This window comes from Streptomyces sp. NBC_00620, assembly GCF_026341825.1.
In the GTDB taxonomy this organism is placed as follows: Bacteria; Actinomycetota; Actinomycetes; order Streptomycetales; family Streptomycetaceae; genus Streptomyces.
In genome coordinates this window covers 1,729,270-1,748,540 of the sequence record NZ_JAPENY010000003.1, presented here as the reverse complement: position 1 = coordinate 1,748,540, position 19,271 = coordinate 1,729,270, and the positions used below count along the sequence as shown (strand labels likewise).

The following is a 19,271-nucleotide window of genomic DNA, read 5'->3' as shown; positions in this document are numbered from 1 at the left end:
CCCCACCCGCCAACCAGGAGCGGCATGGACATCGGCGTCTTCATCCCCATCGGCAACAACGGCTGGCTCATATCGAAGAGTTCGCCCCAGTACCTGCCGAGCTTCGAGCTGAACAAGGCCATCGTGCAGAAGGCGGAGGAACACGGGCTCGACTTCGCGCTGTCGATGATCAAGCTCAAGGGATTCGGCGGCGAGACCGAGTTCTGGGACCACAACCTGGAGTCGTTCACGCTGATGGCGGGCTTGGCCGCCGTGACGGAGCGCATCAAGCTGTATGCCTCCACACCGATCCTCGCGCTGGAGCCCGCCATCGTCGCGCGCATGGCGGTGACGATCGACTCGATCGCCCCAGGGCGCTTCGGCATCAACATCGTCAGCGGCTGGGCACCCGGCGAGTACTCCCAGATGGGCCTGTGGCCAGGGGACGAGCACTTCGGCAACCGCTACGCGCGGGCCGCCGAGTACGTCACCGTGATGAAGGAGCTGTGGAGCGAGGGCGTCAGCAACTTCAAGGGCGAGTTCTACAAGATGGACGACTGCGTGCTGTCCCCGCGCCCGGCGAACGGGCACATCGACATCGTCGCCGCCGGCCAGAGCAACACCGGCATGAAGTTCGCCGCCGAGCACGCCCAGTACAACTTCATCCTGGGCAGCGGCGTCAACACCCCGCTCGCGCTCTCGGACACCACGGCCACCCTCGTCGACGCGGCGAAGAAGACCGGCCGTGACGTCGGCGCACTCTCGCTCTTCATGGTCATCGCCGACGAGACCGACGAGGCCGCCCAGGCCAAGTGGCAGGACTACCACGACAACGCGGACCACGCCGCGCTGGCGTACATGGCGGGGGAGACGGCCACGGACACGACCTCCGACGGCACGTCGACGGCCCGGACCATCGCGCTGCCCGAGGGTGCGGTGAACTTCAACATGGGCACGCTGGTCGGGTCGTACGAGACCGTCGCGAGCATGCTCGACGAGGTCACCGAAGTCGCGGGTACCAAGGGGATCATGCTCGTCTTCGACGACTTCCTCGAAGGCCTGGAGAACTTCGGTACACGCATCCAGCCGCTGATGAAGTCGCGCTCGCTTCCCCGGTGAACGATGCGGTGAACGTCGTCGGAGTCCGCGCGCGTCGGCTCCGGGGGTGCCGACTCCTGTACGTCCGACGACCGTTCGCCGCCCCCGCCGGGGGACTGCCGACGGGTGTGCAACTCGTCGGGCGCCCCTGGGCCGACGACGTCCGTCTGGGGCCGGCCGAGGTACTCCAGTCGGTGACGGGCCATCACGAGCGGGCCCCCGATGGCCTGGACGTGTGGTCGGCCTGATGCCCGGGGAGGGGCCCGCCGTCCGTGATCCGCGGTGGGTGTTCGCCGCCACCGCGGTGGGTGTGGTTGCCGTGTTCCTCAACATGAGCGGTCTTGCCGTCGCGCTGCCCACGATCACCAGGGAGCTGGGGGCGGGCCCCGGTCAGGCCGACTGGATCCTGCTCGGCTACATGCTGGGCACCACCGCGCTGATCCTCGTCTTCGGCCGGATCGCCGACCTTGTCGGCCGCCGCAGGCTCTATCTGGCCGGGCTTGTCGTCTTCACCGCCGCGACCGGGCTCGCGGCGCTGTCCCCGTCGGCGGAGTTCCTGATCGCGGCACGGGTCGTGCAGGCGGTCGGTGCCGCCGCGGTGATCACCAACAACACCGCCCTGCTGACCGACGTGTTCCCCGCGCGGACCCTGGGCCGGGCGCTCGGCTGGAACGTGACGGTGGCCGCGGTGGCCCAGGTCGCCGGGCCGGTTGTCGGCGGCGCGGCGAGCGAACTGCTCGGCTGGCGTGGGCTGTTCGTCGTCTGCGTGCCGATCGGACTGGCCGCGATCGTCGCATCGGCGCTGGTCGTTCCGCTCATTCCGCCGAGCGGAGGCAGTACGGTCCGGCGGTCCGGCGGGGTCCGTGAACCGTTCGACCTGCTGGGCGCACTGCTGTCCATGGCGATGCTGACCACTCTGGTCCTCGCACTCACCCCTCGCGCCACGGCCACGGTCGCCGGATGGCTGCCGTGGGTCTGCGGCGGCGCGGCCGTCGTGCTGTTCGCGGTGTTCGTCCTCGTCCAGACGCGGCGGCCGTACCCCCTGGTCGACGTGGCGTTGCTGCGTACCCGCGCGATCGCCCTGGTGCTCGCGGCCGTGCTCGCCAACGCGGTCGGCACCTACGCCGTCGTCCTGCTGGCGTCGTTGCACGAGCAGGCGGCCGGCGGGGCCACGTCACTGGAGGCGGGGGTGCTGGTGACACCGGTCGCGATCGGCACGCTGATCAGCTCGGCGGCCGCCGGTTCGCTCTTCGGCCGTTTCACTCCGCGAGCGCTGACGACGGCAGGCATGGCGGTGACGGCGTGCGGGCTGCTGGGCTTCACGCTGACGCTGTCGCCGGCGGCTGTGCCCTTCTGGACCGTGGCCCCGTTCCTCTTCCTCATAGGGGCCGGCACCGGGCTGTTCATGACGCCCAGTACGAGCGCGCTGATGCTCGGCGTGCCGGCGGCCCGGCGCGGAGTGGCCAACGGCCTGCGGTCGACCACGCAGAACGTGGGCTATCTGCTCAGCACGGCGCTCGCACTCGCGTGCACGACGGCGGGACTGAGCGAACCGGCCCGGAACGCCGCGTACGAAGGGACACTGAACACGCTGAACGTGCTCGCGTCGGGCGAGTTGAGCCGGTTCGTCGCCAACATCCGCGTCACGGGGTTCGTCCTCACGGGCATCGCCGTGGCGGGGGGAGCGATCTGCCTGGCGTTTCCCACATCGTTCCGGTTGCCCCGTACCGCTGACGCCGCCATGGACGCCCGCCCGGAACCCGCCACCACACGAAGGACGTCGCCATGACCGGTTCCCAGCAGTCCCCGCACCCACAGCAGGCCCAGCAGGAGGACTACGAGCGCGCCGGGTTCGGCGGGGAGCTCACCCCCGGGACCTGCCCGGCTCTGCTCCTGGTGGACCCCGCCCGCGCTTACGTCGACCCGGACTGTCCGCTCTACGCCGGGGTCGAACCGGCGGTCGAGGCGATGAGGGTGCTGCTGGCCGACGCGCGCCGGGCCGGGATTCCGGTGATCGTCACGCGCGTGCTGCTGCGGGCGGACGGAAGCGACGGCGGCGTCTTCTTCCGCAAGGTGCCCACTCTGCGGGCATTCACCGAGGGCAGCCCCTTCGGCGAGTTCATCGACGGGCTGGCCCCGGTGGCGGACGAACTGACCGTGACGAAGCAGTATCCGAGTGCCTTTTTCGGCACCGAGCTGGCCGCTCACCTCACTGCCGAAGGAATCGACACCCTGCTCATCGGCGGACTCTCCACGAGCGGCTGCGTCCGCGCCACCGCTCTGGACGCCATGCAGCACGGATTCATACCCGTCGTGGTCGAGGAGGCCGTGGGCGACCGGGATCCTGACGTCCACGCGGCGAATCTCTTCGACATCAAGCACAAGATCGGCGAGGTCTGGCAGATCGGGCGCGTCCAGGAGTACCTCGGAAAGATGAGCGGGGCCCAGTAACCACAGTCCGGCCAGCACTGAAGCGCTCCGGGTCTGGTGGACGCGGTCCGGGGCGGGGACCGGCTCGGCCGGCAGGACGGACTCGCCGAAGAGGGTGGAGCCGTCGAAGTTCTTCGCGGCGTCGGCTGCCGTCGGATGCGGTTCTGTTCCGGAAACCGGAACCCGAGTCTTCTTTTCCGCCGAGAAATGTCACGAATGGTCACTTGGCGAAAAGGTGCACGAACTCGGTCTCTTTGATGCTGAGATGCGCCATGGAACCAGGTGAGCGCAAGCCACTAGCCCGCATCACTCCCGTGGCCGAGGAACCGTTTCGCGCGCTTCTGGAGGCGGCTCCGGACGCCATGGTCATCGTGGACGACACCGGAGTCATCCGCCTGGTCAATGCCCAGACCGAAGCCTTGTTCGGCCATCCAAGGAACGAACTGCTCGGTCAACCCATCGAGATTTTGGTTCCGGAGCGCTTCCGCGCCCAGCACCCGAGCCACCGACTGGGATACTCCGCCAACCAGCAGGTCCGTCCGATGGGCGCCAACCTGGAGCTTTACGGGCTGCGCCGGGACGGCGCCGAGTTCCCGGTCGAGATCAGCATCAGCCCGCTGCAGACCCCCGATGGACTGTTGATTTCCGCCGCCGTGCGTGACGTCAGCGAACGCAAGGCCGCCGAAGCGCGCTTCCGCGCCCTGCTGGAAGCCGCCCCCGACGCCATTGTCATCGTGGATGACACCGGCATCATTCAGCTGGTCAACGCACAGACCGAGGCCCTGTTCGGCTACCGGCGGGAAGAACTCCTGGGACAACAGGTGGAGATCCTGGTCCCCCAGCGGTTCCACCATCACCACCCCGCCCACAGGCACGGCTATGTCGACAACCGACGTGTGCGTCCCATGGGCGCCGGGCTGGAGCTTTACGGGCTGCGCCGGGACGGGGTCGAGTTCCCGGTCGAGATCAGCCTCAGCCCCCTGGAAACCCCGGACGGCACGCTGGTCTCCGCAGCCATCCGTGACGTCAGCGAACGCAAGAAGGCCGAGGCCCAGCTCGCCGAACTCTACGAACAGCAGCGGCATGTCGCCCTGACCCTCCAACGCAGCCTGATGGGCTCACCTGCCCCCCTGCCCGGCATGGACACCTCCAGTCGCTACTTCCCCGCCCGGCAGGGACCCGGCGTGGGCGGGGACTGGTTCGACCTGATCGCCCTCGGCGGCGGCCGGATGGGGGTGCTGATCGGCGACGTCATGGGCCGTGGCCTGGAGGCCGCTGCAGTCATGGGCCAGTTGCGCTCGGCCTCTCATGCCCTGGCCAAGACCGGCATGCCGCCCTGGCAGCTGATGCGGGCCCTCGACGCGGTCGTCAGCGAACTGCCCGACCAACTCGTCACCTGCTGCTATCTGGTCCTGGACCCCGACGAGAGCGCCCTGACCGTGTGCTCGGCCGGTCATTTGCCGGTGCTGGTGGTGGATCCCACCGGGCAGGTCCGCAGGCTCCCGGTTCCGGTCAGCGTGCCGCTGGGCGTCGGCGACGTACCACACCAGGAGACCCGGCTGACCGTGCCGCCGGCCTCGGTGCTGGCCCTGTACACCGACGGCCTGGTGGAAACCCCCACCAGCGACATCGAGTTGCAGATCGACGCCCTGGCCATCGCTCTGGAAAAGGCCGTTGCCGATACGCCGTGCCTGGAGCGGGCCGCCGACGCCGTGCTCACTGCCCTGCTGCCCGCCCCCCACGACTACACCGACGACGTGACCCTGTTGCTCGCCCGCATCCCGTCTGCTCCGGTGACCGCGGCGTCCGCGCTCCTGCCGGCGCAACCGGTCAGTGTGGGGGAAGGCCGCCGCTTCCTGCGCCGCACCCTGCAGGACTGGAACTGTGAGGACCTCACCGACACGGCCTGTCTGCTGGCCTCCGAGCTGCTGTCCAACGCGGTACGCCATGCTTGCGACCCCCTGCGGCTGCGACTGCGCCGCACCCGGGACGAACTCCACATCGAAGTCTGCGACGGCAGCCCGGTTCTGCCCCGCGCCAGGACGGCGGGCCCCGATGACGAGTCAGGCCGCGGACTTGCCCTGCTCGACCAACTGGCCTCAACCTGGGGCACCTTGCTCGCCGAGGAAGGCAAAGCCGTGTGGTTCTCTCTTCCCCTGCCCGACTCGGCTCAACGTTGAGAAGTGAACACGCCGGGCAATGCCGGTGGCTCTCCGAAGTAGCCCCTTCGGCACGCCATCGCCTTTCAACGACATGCGCCGCCGGGTGGCCCGATGAGCGAGCGCAGCACGGGGACAGCCGATCCGGCAGCAGCCGGCCCCGCGAGCACCGAACCCACTCCGGGTGCTCCGCTGAGCGCCGTCAAACCACCCGCCACCAGCCCGACGGCGAAGCTGGTGAGCAGGACCCGGAAGGCAGTAACCCACAACGCAGTGATACTCAAATCCGCCGAGCAGACCCCCTGTCCTCGATCGCCCTCGCAGGGGCACTCCTGGACGCCGAACTGCCCGAACTGCCCGAACTGCCCGAGTGGCTGGTGCAGTTGCTGCCCGGCCCGGGCGAAACGGTCGGTGACCAGCTCGTACGGCACCCCGACGTCCGCTCCATCACCTTCACCGGGCCGACCGCGGTCGGCCGGCACATCCGGGCCGTCAGCTGTCCCGCCCGCCCGCAGCTGGAACTCGGCTCCAACTCCCCGACCCTGCTCTGGCACGACGCCGGCCTCGACCACGCGCTGCCGCTCATCGTCCACCCCGCCCCCGCGAACGGTCGTGGGCGTCGTCCGTGAGTGTTCGCCTGTGAATCTCACATGAATCCCGCCAACTCTCTTTGTTGACAGGATCGTTGACATGTCTCATGTTCTCGCGACCGGGATTGGACATGCTCATGCCCGGTTCAACTCCCCCGACCTGTCCGCACGGCCATGCCGTCCCCCACCGGATCAGGAGAACCACGTGGCTCATCGCCCCGCAGATCCAGTTCGACCTGCGCCTGCCCATGACGACCTGGCAGGGGAGCTACCTCCAGACCGGCTGCGGCGGCAACTGCGGTGTCGTCACCTCGGGCAGCGCCCCGGCCGCCACCGGCTGCGTCCCGCTCACCGACGGCGCCCTCGCCGTGGCCACCGACGACCAGGGCCACTACGGCACCAGCACGAGCTCCGGAATCTTCGCCACCGACCCGACCCTGAAGGCCGACTTCGGCTACAAGTCCGAGCACCAACTCGCCGTCGTGGCCAAGGACATCATCAAGCGCTTCTACGGCCAGGCAGCCACGCACTCCTACTACGACGGCTGCTCGCAGGGCGGCCACGAGGCCCTCACCGAGGCTCAGCGCTACCCGACCGACTTCGACGGAATCGTCGCGGGCGCCCCCGCCAACAACTGGACCGCGCACACCTTCCAGCACGCCTGGAACGCCCACGCGGTCTTCGCGGGCGCGGACGGTACGGCCACTCTGACCACGACGGACCTCAAGCCGCTGCACGCCGTCGTGCTCGCGGGCTGCGGCGCCACCGACGACGGGATCATCGAGGACCCGCTCGCCTGCGCCTGGGATCCGGGCAGCATCGCGTGCGCGAGCGGACAGACCTCCACCGCCGCCGACTTCTGCCTGACCTCCGCCCAGGTCACCACCGTGCGCAAGATGTACTCGGGCCCGCGCGACGAGCACGGCGAACTCCTCTACCCGGGCTGGCAGTTGCGCGGCAGCGAGCTCAACTGGGCCGGTGCCACCGTCCCGACCACCGCGACCGGCTCGACCTCGAACCAGACCAACGTCAACGAACGCGTCCGCTACCTGCTCTACCCTCAGGCCCACCCCGAACTCTCCTGGAAGGACGTCGAGTTCGCCTCGGCCAACTACCGGAAACTGATGAAGCTCAACGAAGGGATGATGGACGCCACCGACCCGGACCTGTCCGCCTTCAAGGCAGCCGGCGGCAAGCTGATCATCTGGCACGGCCTGGCCGACCCGAACATCTCCTCCGTCGCCTCCATGGCCTACTACCAGGCGGCGCAGAAGAAGATGGGCGGCGCGGCAGCCACCCAGGACTTCGCCCGGCTGTTCCTGCTCCCGGGCGTGGCGCACTGCGGCGGCGGTCAGGGCCCGGACAGCATCGACGCACTGTCCGCGATCATCGGCTGGGTGACCGAGGACCAGGCTCCGGACAGCCTGTTCAGTCAGGACATCGACTCGGGTGGCAACGTCACGGCAGCCCGGCCCGTCTACCCGTACCCGTACATCGCGGAAACACGACCGGCGGCTACACGGCCCGCCTGTCCACCGCGGAGCAGAACCTCCGGGTGGACTACCTCGGCTCGTTCCGCTCCGGCTACGAGACGGTGAGCGGCTGGGTCGACGGCCAGTGGGTCACGCGGCCCGGGAAGAGCTGACCCGGCCTCTCACTCACGTCCGCCCGGCCCCGCGCCGATGCCGGCGACGATGAACTCTGGGTCAAGTCACCGAACAGGCCTTGGAGGACGGCGTACCGCGCCCCGGGCAGCGTCCCCTGCCGCTTTGCAGCGCAGCCGCGGGACCCCGTGCAAGTCGCTGTTGGGCGCGTCGTAATTCGCTGGCGTCGCGGGCCCGTGTGCCTCTAGGGTCGGTGCTGTTCGAGCGGCGACCGGGAGTTGCCGTGGGCGACTAGGCATTGCTTGGGAGGTGTGACTGATGGCTGTCTTTGAGATGGGCGCTGCCCGCATCCAGAAGTTCATCAAGTCCACCTCTGTGGCCGCCGGCTGACCTTCCTCAACCTTCGCGCCTGAGCGCGCGTGCCGGGGCCGCCCTTGTGAAGGGTTTCCCTTGACTTCCTTTTCTCTCCCTCTCCACCCTCTGACGTCCTACGGCTGGGACGACGCATGGGCGGACGAGTTCGCCCCGTACGACGCCGAGGGGCTGCTGGCCGGGCGGGTGATCCGGGTCGACCGCGGGCAGTGCGACGTGGTCACCGCCGACGGGGTCATGCGCGCGGACACCGCGTTCGTGACGCCGAACGATCCGCTGCGGGTCGTGTGCACCGGTGACTGGGTCGCCGTCGAACCCGCGGGCAACCCCCACTACGTACGCAGCTATCTCCCCCGCCGTACGGCCTTCGTACGCTCCACCTCCTCCAAGCGCTCCGAGGGCCAGATCCTCGCGGCCAACGTCGACTACGTGGTCGTCGCCGTGTCGCTTGCCGTGGAACTCGAACTCGGCCGCGTCGAACGCTTCCTGGCGCTCGCCTGGGAGTCCGGCGCGCAGCCGGTCGTCGTCCTCACCAAGGCCGACCTCGTGCCGGACCCGGCGACGCTCGGGTACCTCGTGGAGGACGTGGAGAAGACTGCGCCGGGGGTGCCGGTGCTGGCGGTGAGCGCCAGCTCCGGGGAGGGCCTCGATGTACTGGAGGCCGTCCTCTCCGGCGGTACGACCGTGCTCCTCGGACAGTCCGGCGCGGGCAAGTCGACCCTCGCCAACGCCCTGCTCGGCGAGGACGTCATGGACGTACAGGCCGCGCGTGACGTGGACGGCAAGGGCCGCCACACCACGACGACCCGCAACCTCCTCGCCCTCCCCGGAGGCGGCGTCCTCATCGACACGCCAGGCCTGCGCGGCGTAGGCCTCTGGGACGCCGAAACCGGCGTCGGCCAGGTCTTCGCCGAGATCGAGGAACTCGCCAAGCAGTGCCGCTTCCAGGACTGCGCCCACGTGGCCGAACCCGGCTGCGCCGTCCTGGCCGCGCTCGACTCCGGCACCCTCCCCGAACGCCGCCTCGACAGCTACCGCAAACTCCTCCGCGAGAACCAGCGCATCGTCGCGAAGACGGACGCCCGCCTGCGCGCCGAGATCCGCAAGGACTGGAAGCGGAAGGGGGCGGAGGGCCGGGCGGCGATGGAGGCGAAGAGGGGTCGCCGGTAGCCGGCAGGGGTGCAGGGTTTTTCGCCCCCTCCGCCCCTACCCGTCCCGTTCCTGGGGGCTGCCGCCCCCAGACCCCCGCATCGCGCTGACGCGCTCGTCCTCAAACGCCGGACGGGCTGAAACCGGGCGTAGCCCGGAAGGATGGGACGGGTAGGGGCGGAGGGGGCGAAAAACCACCCCACCCGCCCCCACCCTCCCCTCAGCCCTCCAGCCCCCAACTATGAATCCGCCGAGGATGCACACGGATCAGCTCCTCACTGAAATGTGGTCCCAACTCATGTGGCCCGGTGAGGAGTTCGGCATCGCCCCGGATGTCGACGCCTCTCACCCTCCAGGGGTGGAGGCTGACGATGTCGTCGACGACGAGCGCGACCTTCGGGTTCTTCTGAAGGTTCCGCCACTTCTTGGTGGACCCCATCGCATAGCCGCCGATCAGAATCGTCCCGTCGTCCTGCGGGAAGAAGCCGACGGGATTCGCCTGCGGCTGCCCGTGGGCATCGACGGTGGCCAGCCGCCCCAGCCGCTGCGATTTGAGATACGCACGCTCGGCCTCGCTGAATTCGGTCATGGGGCACCCAAACACGCGGGTACCCCGGTCCGCATCGGATCCTGGCCCTAGGGCCGGGGACGTAGTACGCGTGTACGGCCGTGCGCCCAATGGCGTGCAATGGGGCGAGAGTGCGTTGGTGGGACCGACGACTCGGGAATCGTTGGGCGCATGACCCGCGCGATCAAGGTCCGGCACGTCCTCGCGGTCCTGGTGACAACCCTGGTTCTCGCCCCACCGTCCGCGAGAGCCGACGCGGCACCCGCACTCGGCCCCTTCGCCATCGCCCCGAGCCCCACCTGGACCGGAACCTGGGAAGGCGCCGCCTCCGGCACCACCCCCGCACTGCCCGGCGCCTCGATCCGCAACGTCGTGCACACCAGCGTCGGCGGCACCGCAGCCCGCGTCCGGATCTCCAACCGGCTCGGTACGCGGCCCCTCCAACTCGGCGCCGTCACCCTCGCGTTGCAGGAGCCGGGCGCGCCGAGAAGCCCGAAGGCCGTCGCGGGTTCGATGCGCACCGCCACGTTCGGGGGCGCCAGGACGGTGACGATCCCGGTGGGCAAGGACCTGGTGACCGACCCCGTGTACCTCCCGATCCCCGCCGACGCCAACCTCCTGGTCTCGGTGCACACCCCCGCCGACTCGGGCCCGGCGACCTACCACCGCTCCGCCATCCAGGCCAACTTCGTTGCTCCCAAGGGCAATCGGACCGCCGAGGAGAGCGGCACCGCGTACACCACCGCCATCGGCAACTGGTACTACGTGACCGGTGTCGACGTACTCGGCACCTCCGCCGCGGGCAGCGTGGTCGCGCTCGGCGACTCCATCACCGACGGCACCGGTTCGTCCTTCAGCGCCGACCACCGCTGGCCCGACCGGCTCGCCGACCGCCTCAAGGCCCTCCCGTCGAACCGCCGGCTCGGCGTCCTCAACGCGGGTATCTCCGGAAACCGCCTCCTCCTGGAGGGCCGCGGGCCCAGCGCACTGGCCCGCCTCGACGCCGACGTCCTGTCCCGCACCGGCGTGCGCGTGGTGATCGTGATGGAAGGCATCAACGACCTCAAGGGCAGCCCGGAGCAGACGAGAACCGCCGCCTTCGAGGACGCGTACCGCCGCATCGTGAGCCGCGCACACGCCCGAGGGATCCGCGTCATCGGGGCGACGCTCACCCCGTACGGCGGCCACGGCGCCTACACCCCGGCCCGTGAGGCCGTACGCCAGAAGGTCAACGCCGTGATCCGCACGCGCGGCCTCTTCGACGCGGTCGTGGACTTCGACGCCGTCGTCCGCGACCCGGCCCGCCCGAGCCGCATCCTCCCGGCCTACGACCCCGGTGACCATCTCCACTTCAACGACGCCGGCATGAAGGCGATGGCCGACAGGATCGACCTGGCGAAGCTGACAGCGTGGACTCCTTGATCAGAAGGTTCAGGCGCCATCAACCCCAGATCACCGCCCCCAGCCACGCCCCCATGATCAGCAGGCACGCGAACAGCTCCGTCAGCACACTCCACCCGCCCGCGCGCATCGCCGTCCGCAACGACGCCACGGCCCGCGCGTGCCCGCCGAGGCGCAGCCGCTCGGAGAGGTAGATCCCGCAGAGGAAACCGGGTATCGCGCCGGCCACCGGCACCAGAAAGAAACCGAGCAGGGCCCCGGCCCCGGCGTATACCGCCATTCGAGGGGTTGCTCCGCTCTCCCGCAGGCGTCTGGGCGGCAGCATCCACCGGACAGCCTGGGACAGCAGCAGGACCCCGGTCGCGCCCACGAGCACGGCCCAGGCGAGCGCCCGGGTGTCCTCCAGTGCCCACCACAGGACCGCGGCCCATACGAGCCACGACCCCGGTACGCCGGCCACCAGTACTCCGGCCAGGCCGAGCAGTATCACCACGCCGACCAGCAGGAGTTCCCACGCTCCCATCTGCCCAGCCTGACTGAGCGGGCGGGAAACCGCAGGTCAGTCCCGGGCCACCCAGGCCTTTGCGTACGCGTGCCAGCCCAGCTGGAGCCGGGTCGTCACGCCCGTCAGTTCCATCAGCCGCTTCACCCGGCGCTGCACGGTCCGCAGCCCCAGATCGAGCTGCTTGGCGACGCTCGCGTCGGTCAGCCCGGCAAGGAGCAGCGAAAGGATCTCCAGATCGGTGCCGTCCGGGCCGTCCGCCTCCTGCTCCGCGACGGCCCCGCCGCTGAGCCGCAGTGGCAGCGCGTCCCGCCACACCGACTCGAACAGCCCGGAGAGCAGCTCGAGCAGTCCGCTCTCGTGGACGACCAGTGCGGCGGGTTCCGCGGTGCGAGAGCTGAGCGGCACCATCGCGAGTGTCCGGTCGGCGATCACCAGCTTGGTCGGCACCTTGTCCACGACCCGCACCTGCTCGTCCCGGCCGAGGGCGGCGGACAGCTCGGTGATCCCGTTGGGCATGTCGAGGACCGCCCGCTCGATGACCACGCGGTAGCGGACGCCCCGGTCCACGGCCTGTTCCTCCGCGTCGTTGTCCATCCCGGAGACGGCGAGCGGGTTGTCGGTGACCAGCGCGCACACCTCCTCGGCCGCGCCGAGCTGGAGCTGCAGGAACCGCTGCGAGACCGCCGCCGAGCCGATCACCACCTCGACCAGGTCGTGGACGGCGGGCTCGGCGGCCTGCCCGCGGTACTCCTCGGCGAGCAGCGCGGCCGCCAGCTCCGCCTTCTCCAGCTCGTGCCGCTGCTGGGTGAGCAGCGCGCCGAGGGCCACACCGGGCGGTGCGGCGACCCAGCGCCCCGGGCGCGCCGAGGACTGGGCCGCGAGTCCGTGCCGTTCAAGGCGGCGCAGGGCGCGCTCCGTGTCGTACTCGCCGAGCGTGAGCCGCCGCGCGAGATCGGGCACGTCGGCGGCGCCCACGGACACCAGCGCCCGGTACGCCGACTCGTGCGTCTCGTCCAGACCTATCGCTCCCAGCATGCGGCGATGCCCCTCCCCAAGGATCGGTTTCTGCAGGTCGGCGACAGCAGTGGCGGAAAACAGCCACGGCGTAAACCCGCCTCGCACATCATCACCGCACCACCCGCCCATCTGACAAGCTCACGCCACCGCGGCTTCACACACCGTCCGTAATGCCCTGCTTGGTCATCGCGAGCGGGCCGAGCGCGGCTGTGAATCACAGCGGAGCTTCAGGAAGTCAGGTCACACTCGGGGCCGAACTGACCGACAGCGACGACAATTCGGTCACAGAGACTGTGACCCGGACCTATGACGTGTACTAGGTCCCGGTCACTCCGGCGCCGCCGGGCGGTTCTCCCGTGGGGGGTGGGACCGCCCGGCGGTTTCGCCGCAACGGCCTTTCGCAGGGCGTCCGCTTCGCATCGCCGTTCGACGATTCATCCGACACGCCGTTCGAGGGCCAGTCCCTTGGCCGGTTTTTCCGGATGCCCCGTTTTCATCCGGCTCCCGCGGTGGACAATTAGGGGCATGAGCCAGCAGGGGGAGAAGCCCACCGGTCATGAGGACGACTGGTGGGGGCAGTTGTACGACGACTCCACCGAGGACACGGGGCCCGCGGCCGTGGCCGATTCCCTCGACGACCGGTTCGCGTCGGCCGTGGGGACGGTGGGCGTTGAGCCCGCGCCCGTTCCACGACCGGAGCGGAAGCCGGAAGCCGACGTCCCTCCTCATCCGGAGCGGAGGCCCGAGCTCGACGCCCCGCCTCATCCGGAGCGGACGCCCGGGTTCGATGCCCCGCCTCATCCGGACGGGCCTCCGGCCGTACCGGACCGGCCCCCGGCCGTACCGGAGCAGCGTCCCGCCCGCTGGGAGCGCGGCGACACCCCCAGGCAGAGCCCCAGCCCTGGTCTCGGGCAGAGCCCCAGCCCTGGTCTCGGGCAGAGCCCCAGCCCTGGTCTCGGGCAGAGCCCCAGCCCTGGTCTCGGGCAGAGTCCCGACCCAGGTCTCGGGCAGAGCCCCGCCCCCTGGGAGGCCCCACCCGCCCCGCCGCCCACAGGTCCGCCCGCCGACCCGTCCGTTCCCGCCATCTTCCCGCCGGGGCCGACCCCGCCGGGTTTCCGCCCGCAGCAGCCCCCGAGTCGTACGTCCACGGAGTCCCCCGCCGCGGCCGCTCCTGTCTCGCACGCGCCCGCCTCGCAGGCTCCCGTGCCCCAGGACGCCCCGCCACCGCCCGCCCTCCAGAGCCGCACACCCACGCTCTCCGTCCCGTACCAGCCCCCCACCGTCGACTACGTCGGCTCGGGCCCGCCCACCTACGACGCCGAACCCACCGCCCTCCCGCCCGCCGACCCGGACGAGCTCGACGACCTGGTCGCCGACACGGTGCTGGACGGCGCGCGCTACGGGACCAGCACGCTGCGCGCCGTCTCCGTGCGCGGGGACTCCGCGCGCTACCGGGGCGAACCACGCCGGGATTCGCTGCTCACCGCCCGGTTCGGGACGGGCGAGCAGGCGCTCGTGCTCGTCGCGATGGCGACCGGGGCCCGTGCCACGCCCGGCGCGCACCTGGCCGCGGCCGAGGCCTGCCAGTGGATCGGGCGGGCCGTGGGGCGCAGCCATGTGCGGCTGGCCGAGGACATCCGGGCCGCCCGGCGCGGGGACCTGAAGTCGGGGCTGCACCGGCTCACCGACCGCAGCCTCGGCAAACTGCGGGCGAGCGCGGCCGAGCAGGGCATCGAACCCGAGGAGTACACCGCCAGCCTGCGGTGCCTGCTGCTGCCCGCCGATCCCGAGTGCCGTACGCGCGTGTTCTTCGGCGTCGGGGCCGGGGGCCTGTTCCGGTTGCGGGACGGCGAGTGGCAGGACATTGAGCCGCGGGTCGCCGACGCCGCCGGGGAGGCCGTGGTCGGCTTCGGGTCGCTGCCGCACGAGACCCCGGAGGGCGACCGGCTCACCATGGACCTGGGGATCACCACACCCCCGAGCCCGTACGAGGCGATCGCCGAACCGCCCCGCGCCCCGTTCCGTTTCCGCGCCTCCGTCGCCCGCCCGGGGGACACCCTCCTGCTGTGCACCGGCGGCCTCGCGGAGCCGCTGCGCGGCGAACCCGAGCTCGCGGAGCATCTGACGGCGCGGTGGTCGGAGGGGGAACCGCCCGGTCTCGCCGCGTTCCTCGCGGACACCCAGGTGCGGGTCAAGGGATACGCCGACGATCGGACAGCGGCGGCCGTTTGGGAGGCGTAACGGTTGGCCTTGTGAATTCATGGAACCCAGAGGGATCTCCGGATACCGAAGGGCACGTGAAGTCATGGCCAAGCAGAACGTCGCCGAACAGTTTGTCGACATCCTCGCCCGTGCGGGGGTGAAGCGGATGTACGGAGTCGTCGGCGACAGCCTCAACCTGGTCGTCGACGCGATCCGGCGCAACTCCGCCATCGACTGGATCCACGTCCGGCACGAGGAGACCGCCGCGTTCGCCGCGGGCGCCGAGGCCCAGGTCACCGGCAGGCTCGCCGCCTGCGCCGGTTCCTGCGGCCCAGGGAACCTGCACCTGATCAACGGCCTGTACGACGCCCACCGCTCCATGGCCCCGGTGCTCGCCCTCGCCTCCCACATCCCCTCCAGCGAGATCGGCCTCGGCTACTTCCAGGAGACCCACCCCGAACGGCTGTTCAACGAGTGCAGCCACTACAACGAGATGATCTCCAACCCGAAGCAGATGCCGAGGCTGCTCCAGACCGCCATCCAGCACGCGGTGGGCCAGTCCGGCGTCAGCGTCGTCTCACTCCCCGGCGACATCGCCTCCGAGCCCGCCCCCGACAAGGCCCTGGAGACCGCCCTCGTCACCTCCCGGCCCAGCGTCCGCCCCGGTGACGCCGAGATCGACAAGCTCGTCGCGATGATCGACGAGGCCGACAAGGTCACCCTCTTCTGCGGCAGCGGCACGGCGGGCGCACACGCCGAGGTCATGGAGTTCGCGGAGAAGATCAAGTCCCCGGTCGGGCACGCGCTGCGGGGCAAGGAATGGATCCAGTACGACAACCCGTACGACGTCGGCATGAGCGGCCTCCTCGGCTATGGCGCCGCCTATGAGGCAACTCATGAGTGCGATCTCCTCATCCTGCTCGGCACCGACTTCCCGTACAACGCCTTCCTCCCCGACAACGTCAAGATCGCCCAGGTCGACGTCCGCCCCGAGCGCCTGGGCCGCCGCTCCAAGCTCGAACTGGCCGTGTGGGGCGATGTGAAGGAGACCCTGCGCTGTCTCACCCCGCGGGTGCGGACCAAGGAGAACCGGCGTTTCCTCGACAGGATGCTGAAGAAGCACGCGGACGCGCTCGAAGGAGTCATCAAGGCGTACACGAGGAAGGTGGAGAAGCACGTTCCGATCCACCCCGAGTACGTCGCCTCTCTCGTCGACGAACTCGCCGACGAGGACGCGGTGTTCACCGTCGACACCGGGATGTGCAATGTGTGGGCGGCTCGCTACATCTCGCCCAACGGCCGGCGCCGCGTGATCGGTTCGTTCTCGCACGGCTCGATGGCGAACGCGCTGCCGATGGCCATCGGCGCCCAGTTCACCGACCGGGAGCGGCAGGTCGTCTCGATGTCGGGCGACGGCGGATTCTCCATGCTGATGGGCGACTTCCTCACCCTCGTCCAGTACGACCTGCCGGTGAAGGTCGTTCTCTTCAACAACTCCTCCCTGGGTATGGTCGAGTTGGAGATGCTGGTGGCGGGGCTTCCCTCGTACGGGACCACGAACAAGAACCCCGACTTCGCGGCTGTGGCTCGCGCTTGCGGTGCCTACGGTGTTCGGGTCGAGAAGCCCAGGCAGCTTGCCGGTGCGCTCAAGGACGCCTTCAAGCACAAGGGTCCCGCCCTTGTCGACATCGTCACCGATCCCAACGCCCTGTCCATTCCGCCGAAGATCAGCGCGGAGATGGTTACCGGGTTCGCGCTGTCGGCCTCGAAGATCGTGCTGGACGGGGGAGTGGGGCGGATGGTTCAGATGGCCCGCTCCAACCTACGGAACGTGCCGCGTCCTTAGACGCGTCGGCGCTCAGTCGGCCCTGGGGGCCAGGGGGCGGGGGGGCTTGGAGGCTTTTCGCCCCCTCCTCTTCTACCCGTCCCTTGCTTCCGGGCTACGCCCGGTTCAGCCCGTCCGGCGTTTGAGGACGAGGCCGTTCAGGCCGACAGCGGGGGTCTGGGGGCGGCAGCCCCCAGGTACGGGACGGGTAGGGGCGGAGGAGGCGAAAAACCTCCGGCCCGGGCTGAATACGGCTGGATCGGCAGTGGTGGATCGGTAGTTGGGCCGATCGTCATCGGCCGGTGCGTCCCCACGGATGTCGGCTCGCAGGTGTGTGGGTGCACAGGGTCGAGCGGTGGCCCGAACTGCAGACGTACCGCCTCCACCAGAGTGTCCTTCCCGGCAGGGGCGCCGGGCATTCGGCCCCGTACGAACGGTCGTTGACGATTCGACATGACTGTCGCGTGGTGGAGCGGGCATGGATCCCCGTGAACGTGTTCGAGCGGGAAGGAACCGACATCGGCGCGCAGGCGGGGGTCATGAAGAGGCAGGCACGAGGAGGTGGTCCGATGGCCATCGGGGCCTCCTCCGGGGAAACGGTGGAGGAAGCGGCCGACAGCGCGATGGAGCCGGGCAGTGCGCAGTTGAGGCGCAGGCTGGGCAGGGCGGATCTGCGGGCGGTGCCCGAGGTCCGGAAGGCGCTGAGGGAACTCTTACGGCACTGGGGGAGGCCGGGTAGGTCGGAGATAGCCGAGCTGCTGACCAGCGAGCTGGTCACCAACGCACTCATCCACACCGATCACGACGCGGTCCTGACGGCCACCGTCGGGCCCCGTGGACTCCGCGTGGAGGTAAGGGACTTCGTGGGACGCAGGCCCATGCTGCGGGTACCGAACGCCGACGACGGTACGCATGGCAGAGGGCTCGTTCTCGTCCAGTCCCTCGCGGACGCGTGGGGTGTGCGGACGCATGGCGTGGGCAAGGCGGTGTGGTTCGAACTGGACGGCGGCGCGGTGTAGAGCAAACCGCGCCGCCGTCCCAGTGTTCTCAGTCCTGGCCGAAGGTTCCGGCCGGTGGTTCTGGCCGGTGACCCCGGCCGAACGTCCTAGCCGAACTGCTGCTCGAGATCCTTGAGCTTGCGCTCCAGGGAGTCGAGTCGCGGCAGGGCCATCGTGTCGTCCTCCGCCGTGAGGTCGACGGTGAACGGCTCAGCGCTCTTGCGGACGGGCTGAAGGGAGGGCCGCGAGCGGACGGGCAGCTGCTCCGGGGCCGATATCGCAGGCTCCGCGGAGGCCTGGGCGGAGGTTCGCTCCACGGTCGCCGACTCGAGTTCCCGTCCGCCACCGCCGCCACCACCGGGGCCGGGGGGCAGAGCCTTGTGGCCACGGCTGAGCGCCTTGAGGTGCGCACGCTCGACGCGCTCCTCGTTGCGGCGGCGCAGCCGCGTCTGCTCCTTCTGGCGCTTGTCCTCGCGCACTTCGTCCACGGCCTCGTCGAGGGTGCGGACGTTCTCGAGCAGCATCAACGACCAGGCGCTGTACGTCTCACGGGGCGCGCGCAGCCAGCGGACGATCCGGATCTGCGGCAGCGGACGCGGGACCAGGCCCTGCTCACGGAGCGCGGCACGACGGGTCTGCTTCAGCGCGCGGTCGAACAGCACAGCGGCCGACAGGGACATGCCGGCGAAGAACTGCGGGGCGCCCTCGTGGGTGAGGCCCCGGGGCGCGTGCATCCAGTTGAACCAGGCGGCGGCACCGGCGAACGTCCACACCAGTATCCGGGAGCCGAGCGCCGCGTCACCGTGGCTGGCCTCGCGCACCGCGAGCACGGAGCAGAACATGGCCGCGCCGTCCAGGCCGAACGGGACCAGGTACTCCCAGCCGCCGGAGAGGCCGAGGTTCTCCTCGCCGAAGCCGACCAGTCCCTTGAAGGAGAGCGCGGCCGCGACCGCGGCGCAGATGAAGAGCAGCATGTAGGAGGCGGTGCCGTAGAGGGCTTCCTTGCGCCTGCGGCGCTCCTCGCTGCGCTCCCACGAGTCTTCCGTGCCCGCCGCTTTCTCCCCGGACCGCTTGCCGCGCGCGAGCACCGCCACCGCCGCCAGCAGGCCCAGGAGCAAAACGGCGCCCGGAAGCAGCCAGTTCAGCGATATGTCGGTCAGTCTCATCTGGGGTCCCTTGCATTGGGATAGGGCGTAACGCCCGTCATAGTGGCCCAATCCCATCGGCCCTCAGGGGTTTTCGGGGCAAGAGGCCGCCAAGGGAGTGCAAGGGGATGCGCAAGGCGACATTCTGCTCGAACTGCCGCGCGAGGGACGGGAGTTGAGTGCGATTAACACTACCCGTACGGGTGGTTCAACGGAAAGTTCCTGCGAC

16 protein-coding genes are annotated in these 19,271 nt (G+C 69.9%); 12 read left to right on the top strand and 4 right to left on the bottom strand.

The window, feature by feature from the left end; all coding sequences use genetic code 11:
• Positions 1-24: 24 nt before the first annotated feature.
• From rutA to rsgA, 8 genes are all read left to right on the top strand, one after another.
• Positions 25-1,098 (top strand): pyrimidine utilization protein A, encoded by a 1,074-nt coding sequence (gene rutA, locus OG246_RS38940; RefSeq protein WP_266473819.1) that lies wholly within the window; start codon positions 25-27, stop codon positions 1,096-1,098.
• Positions 1,095-1,325 carry a hypothetical protein gene (locus OG246_RS38935; protein ID WP_266473818.1) on the top strand — a complete coding sequence of 77 codons (231 nt, stop codon included), beginning with the start codon at positions 1,095-1,097 and terminating at the stop codon, positions 1,323-1,325. The genes rutA and OG246_RS38935 overlap by 4 nt, the downstream gene beginning before the upstream one ends.
• On the top strand, positions 1,325-2,866 hold the full coding sequence (locus OG246_RS38930; protein WP_266473817.1) for an MFS transporter: 1,542 nt from the start codon (positions 1,325-1,327) through the stop codon (positions 2,864-2,866). The genes OG246_RS38935 and OG246_RS38930 overlap by 1 nt, the downstream gene beginning before the upstream one ends.
• Complete coding sequence (locus OG246_RS38925; RefSeq protein ID WP_266473816.1) at positions 2,863-3,528, top strand: isochorismatase family protein; 666 nt, start codon at positions 2,863-2,865, stop codon at positions 3,526-3,528. Before OG246_RS38930 ends, OG246_RS38925 begins: the two co-directional genes overlap by 4 nt.
• A 293-nt stretch (positions 3,529-3,821) precedes the next feature.
• Positions 3,822-5,687, top strand: coding sequence for a PAS domain S-box protein (locus OG246_RS38920; protein ID WP_266473815.1), 1,866 nt, complete (start codon positions 3,822-3,824; stop codon positions 5,685-5,687).
• Positions 5,648-6,295: an aldehyde dehydrogenase family protein gene (locus tag OG246_RS38915; protein ID WP_266473813.1), complete on the top strand. Its 648-nt coding sequence runs from the start codon at positions 5,648-5,650 to the stop codon at positions 6,293-6,295. Before OG246_RS38920 ends, OG246_RS38915 begins: the two co-directional genes overlap by 40 nt.
• A 98-nt stretch (positions 6,296-6,393) precedes the next feature.
• The gene (locus OG246_RS38910) at positions 6,394-7,854 is read left to right on the top strand and encodes a tannase/feruloyl esterase family alpha/beta hydrolase (protein WP_266473811.1); all 1,461 of its coding nucleotides are present in this window, start codon (positions 6,394-6,396) and stop codon (positions 7,852-7,854) included.
• Positions 7,855-8,310: 456 nt separating this feature from the next.
• Positions 8,311-9,402: a ribosome small subunit-dependent GTPase A gene (gene rsgA, locus OG246_RS38905; RefSeq protein ID WP_266473810.1), complete on the top strand. Its 1,092-nt coding sequence runs from the start codon at positions 8,311-8,313 to the stop codon at positions 9,400-9,402.
• A gap of 199 nt (positions 9,403-9,601) precedes the next feature.
• Here rsgA and OG246_RS38900 read toward each other — a convergent pair whose 3' ends face one another.
• Complete coding sequence (locus OG246_RS38900; RefSeq protein WP_266473809.1) at positions 9,602-9,970, bottom strand: PPOX class F420-dependent oxidoreductase; 369 nt, start codon at positions 9,968-9,970, stop codon at positions 9,602-9,604.
• 150 nt (positions 9,971-10,120) lie between these two features.
• On the opposite strand from OG246_RS38900, the gene OG246_RS38895 reads away from it, so the two are divergent.
• Positions 10,121-11,371: an SGNH/GDSL hydrolase family protein gene (locus OG246_RS38895; RefSeq protein ID WP_266473808.1), complete on the top strand. Its 1,251-nt coding sequence runs from the start codon at positions 10,121-10,123 to the stop codon at positions 11,369-11,371.
• Between the two features lie 19 nt (positions 11,372-11,390).
• On the opposite strand, the gene OG246_RS38890 is transcribed toward OG246_RS38895, so the two are convergent.
• The gene (locus OG246_RS38890) at positions 11,391-11,873 is read right to left on the bottom strand and encodes a DUF456 domain-containing protein (RefSeq protein WP_266473807.1); all 483 of its coding nucleotides are present in this window, start codon (positions 11,871-11,873) and stop codon (positions 11,391-11,393) included.
• A 36-nt stretch (positions 11,874-11,909) separates the two neighbouring features.
• Complete coding sequence (locus OG246_RS38885) at positions 11,910-12,890, bottom strand: LuxR family transcriptional regulator (RefSeq protein ID WP_266473805.1); 981 nt, start codon at positions 12,888-12,890, stop codon at positions 11,910-11,912.
• A 507-nt stretch (positions 12,891-13,397) separates the two neighbouring features.
• Here OG246_RS38885 and OG246_RS38880 point away from each other — a divergent pair.
• From OG246_RS38880 to OG246_RS38870, 3 genes are all read left to right on the top strand, one after another.
• Complete coding sequence (locus OG246_RS38880; RefSeq protein WP_266473804.1) at positions 13,398-15,113, top strand: protein phosphatase 2C domain-containing protein; 1,716 nt, start codon at positions 13,398-13,400, stop codon at positions 15,111-15,113.
• 64 nt (positions 15,114-15,177) lie between these two features.
• Positions 15,178-16,920 carry a pyruvate dehydrogenase gene (locus OG246_RS38875; protein WP_266473801.1) on the top strand — a complete coding sequence of 581 codons (1,743 nt, stop codon included), beginning with the start codon at positions 15,178-15,180 and terminating at the stop codon, positions 16,918-16,920.
• Positions 16,921-17,468: 548 nt separating this feature from the next.
• The gene (locus tag OG246_RS38870; protein WP_266473800.1) at positions 17,469-17,918 is read left to right on the top strand and encodes an ATP-binding protein; all 450 of its coding nucleotides are present in this window, start codon (positions 17,469-17,471) and stop codon (positions 17,916-17,918) included.
• Between the two features lie 86 nt (positions 17,919-18,004).
• Here the strand turns inward: OG246_RS38870 and OG246_RS38865 are convergent, their stop codons facing one another.
• Positions 18,005-19,063 (bottom strand): DUF2637 domain-containing protein, encoded by a 1,059-nt coding sequence (locus OG246_RS38865; RefSeq protein WP_266473798.1) that lies wholly within the window; start codon positions 19,061-19,063, stop codon positions 18,005-18,007.
• Positions 19,064-19,271: the final 208 nt, after the last annotated feature.

Coding starts and splice junctions, on each gene's coding strand:
- OG246_RS38930 (WP_266473817.1), top strand. CDS start 1,325: ATGCCCGGGGAGGGGCCCGCCGTCCGTGATCCGCGGTGGGTGTTCGCC.
- OG246_RS38885 (WP_266473805.1), bottom strand. CDS start 12,890: ATGCTGGGAGCGATAGGTCTGGACGAGACGCACGAGTCGGCGTACCGG.
- OG246_RS38895 (WP_266473808.1), top strand. CDS start 10,121: ATGACCCGCGCGATCAAGGTCCGGCACGTCCTCGCGGTCCTGGTGACA.
- OG246_RS38875 (WP_266473801.1), top strand. CDS start 15,178: ATGGCCAAGCAGAACGTCGCCGAACAGTTTGTCGACATCCTCGCCCGT.
- rutA (WP_266473819.1), top strand. CDS start 25: ATGGACATCGGCGTCTTCATCCCCATCGGCAACAACGGCTGGCTCATA.
- OG246_RS38910 (WP_266473811.1), top strand. CDS start 6,394: ATGCCCGGTTCAACTCCCCCGACCTGTCCGCACGGCCATGCCGTCCCC.
- OG246_RS38865 (WP_266473798.1), bottom strand. CDS start 19,063: ATGAGACTGACCGACATATCGCTGAACTGGCTGCTTCCGGGCGCCGTT.
- OG246_RS38880 (WP_266473804.1), top strand. CDS start 13,398: ATGAGCCAGCAGGGGGAGAAGCCCACCGGTCATGAGGACGACTGGTGG.
- OG246_RS38890 (WP_266473807.1), bottom strand. CDS start 11,873: ATGGGAGCGTGGGAACTCCTGCTGGTCGGCGTGGTGATACTGCTCGGC.
- OG246_RS38900 (WP_266473809.1), bottom strand. CDS start 9,970: ATGACCGAATTCAGCGAGGCCGAGCGTGCGTATCTCAAATCGCAGCGG.
- OG246_RS38925 (WP_266473816.1), top strand. CDS start 2,863: ATGACCGGTTCCCAGCAGTCCCCGCACCCACAGCAGGCCCAGCAGGAG.
- OG246_RS38870 (WP_266473800.1), top strand. CDS start 17,469: ATGGCCATCGGGGCCTCCTCCGGGGAAACGGTGGAGGAAGCGGCCGAC.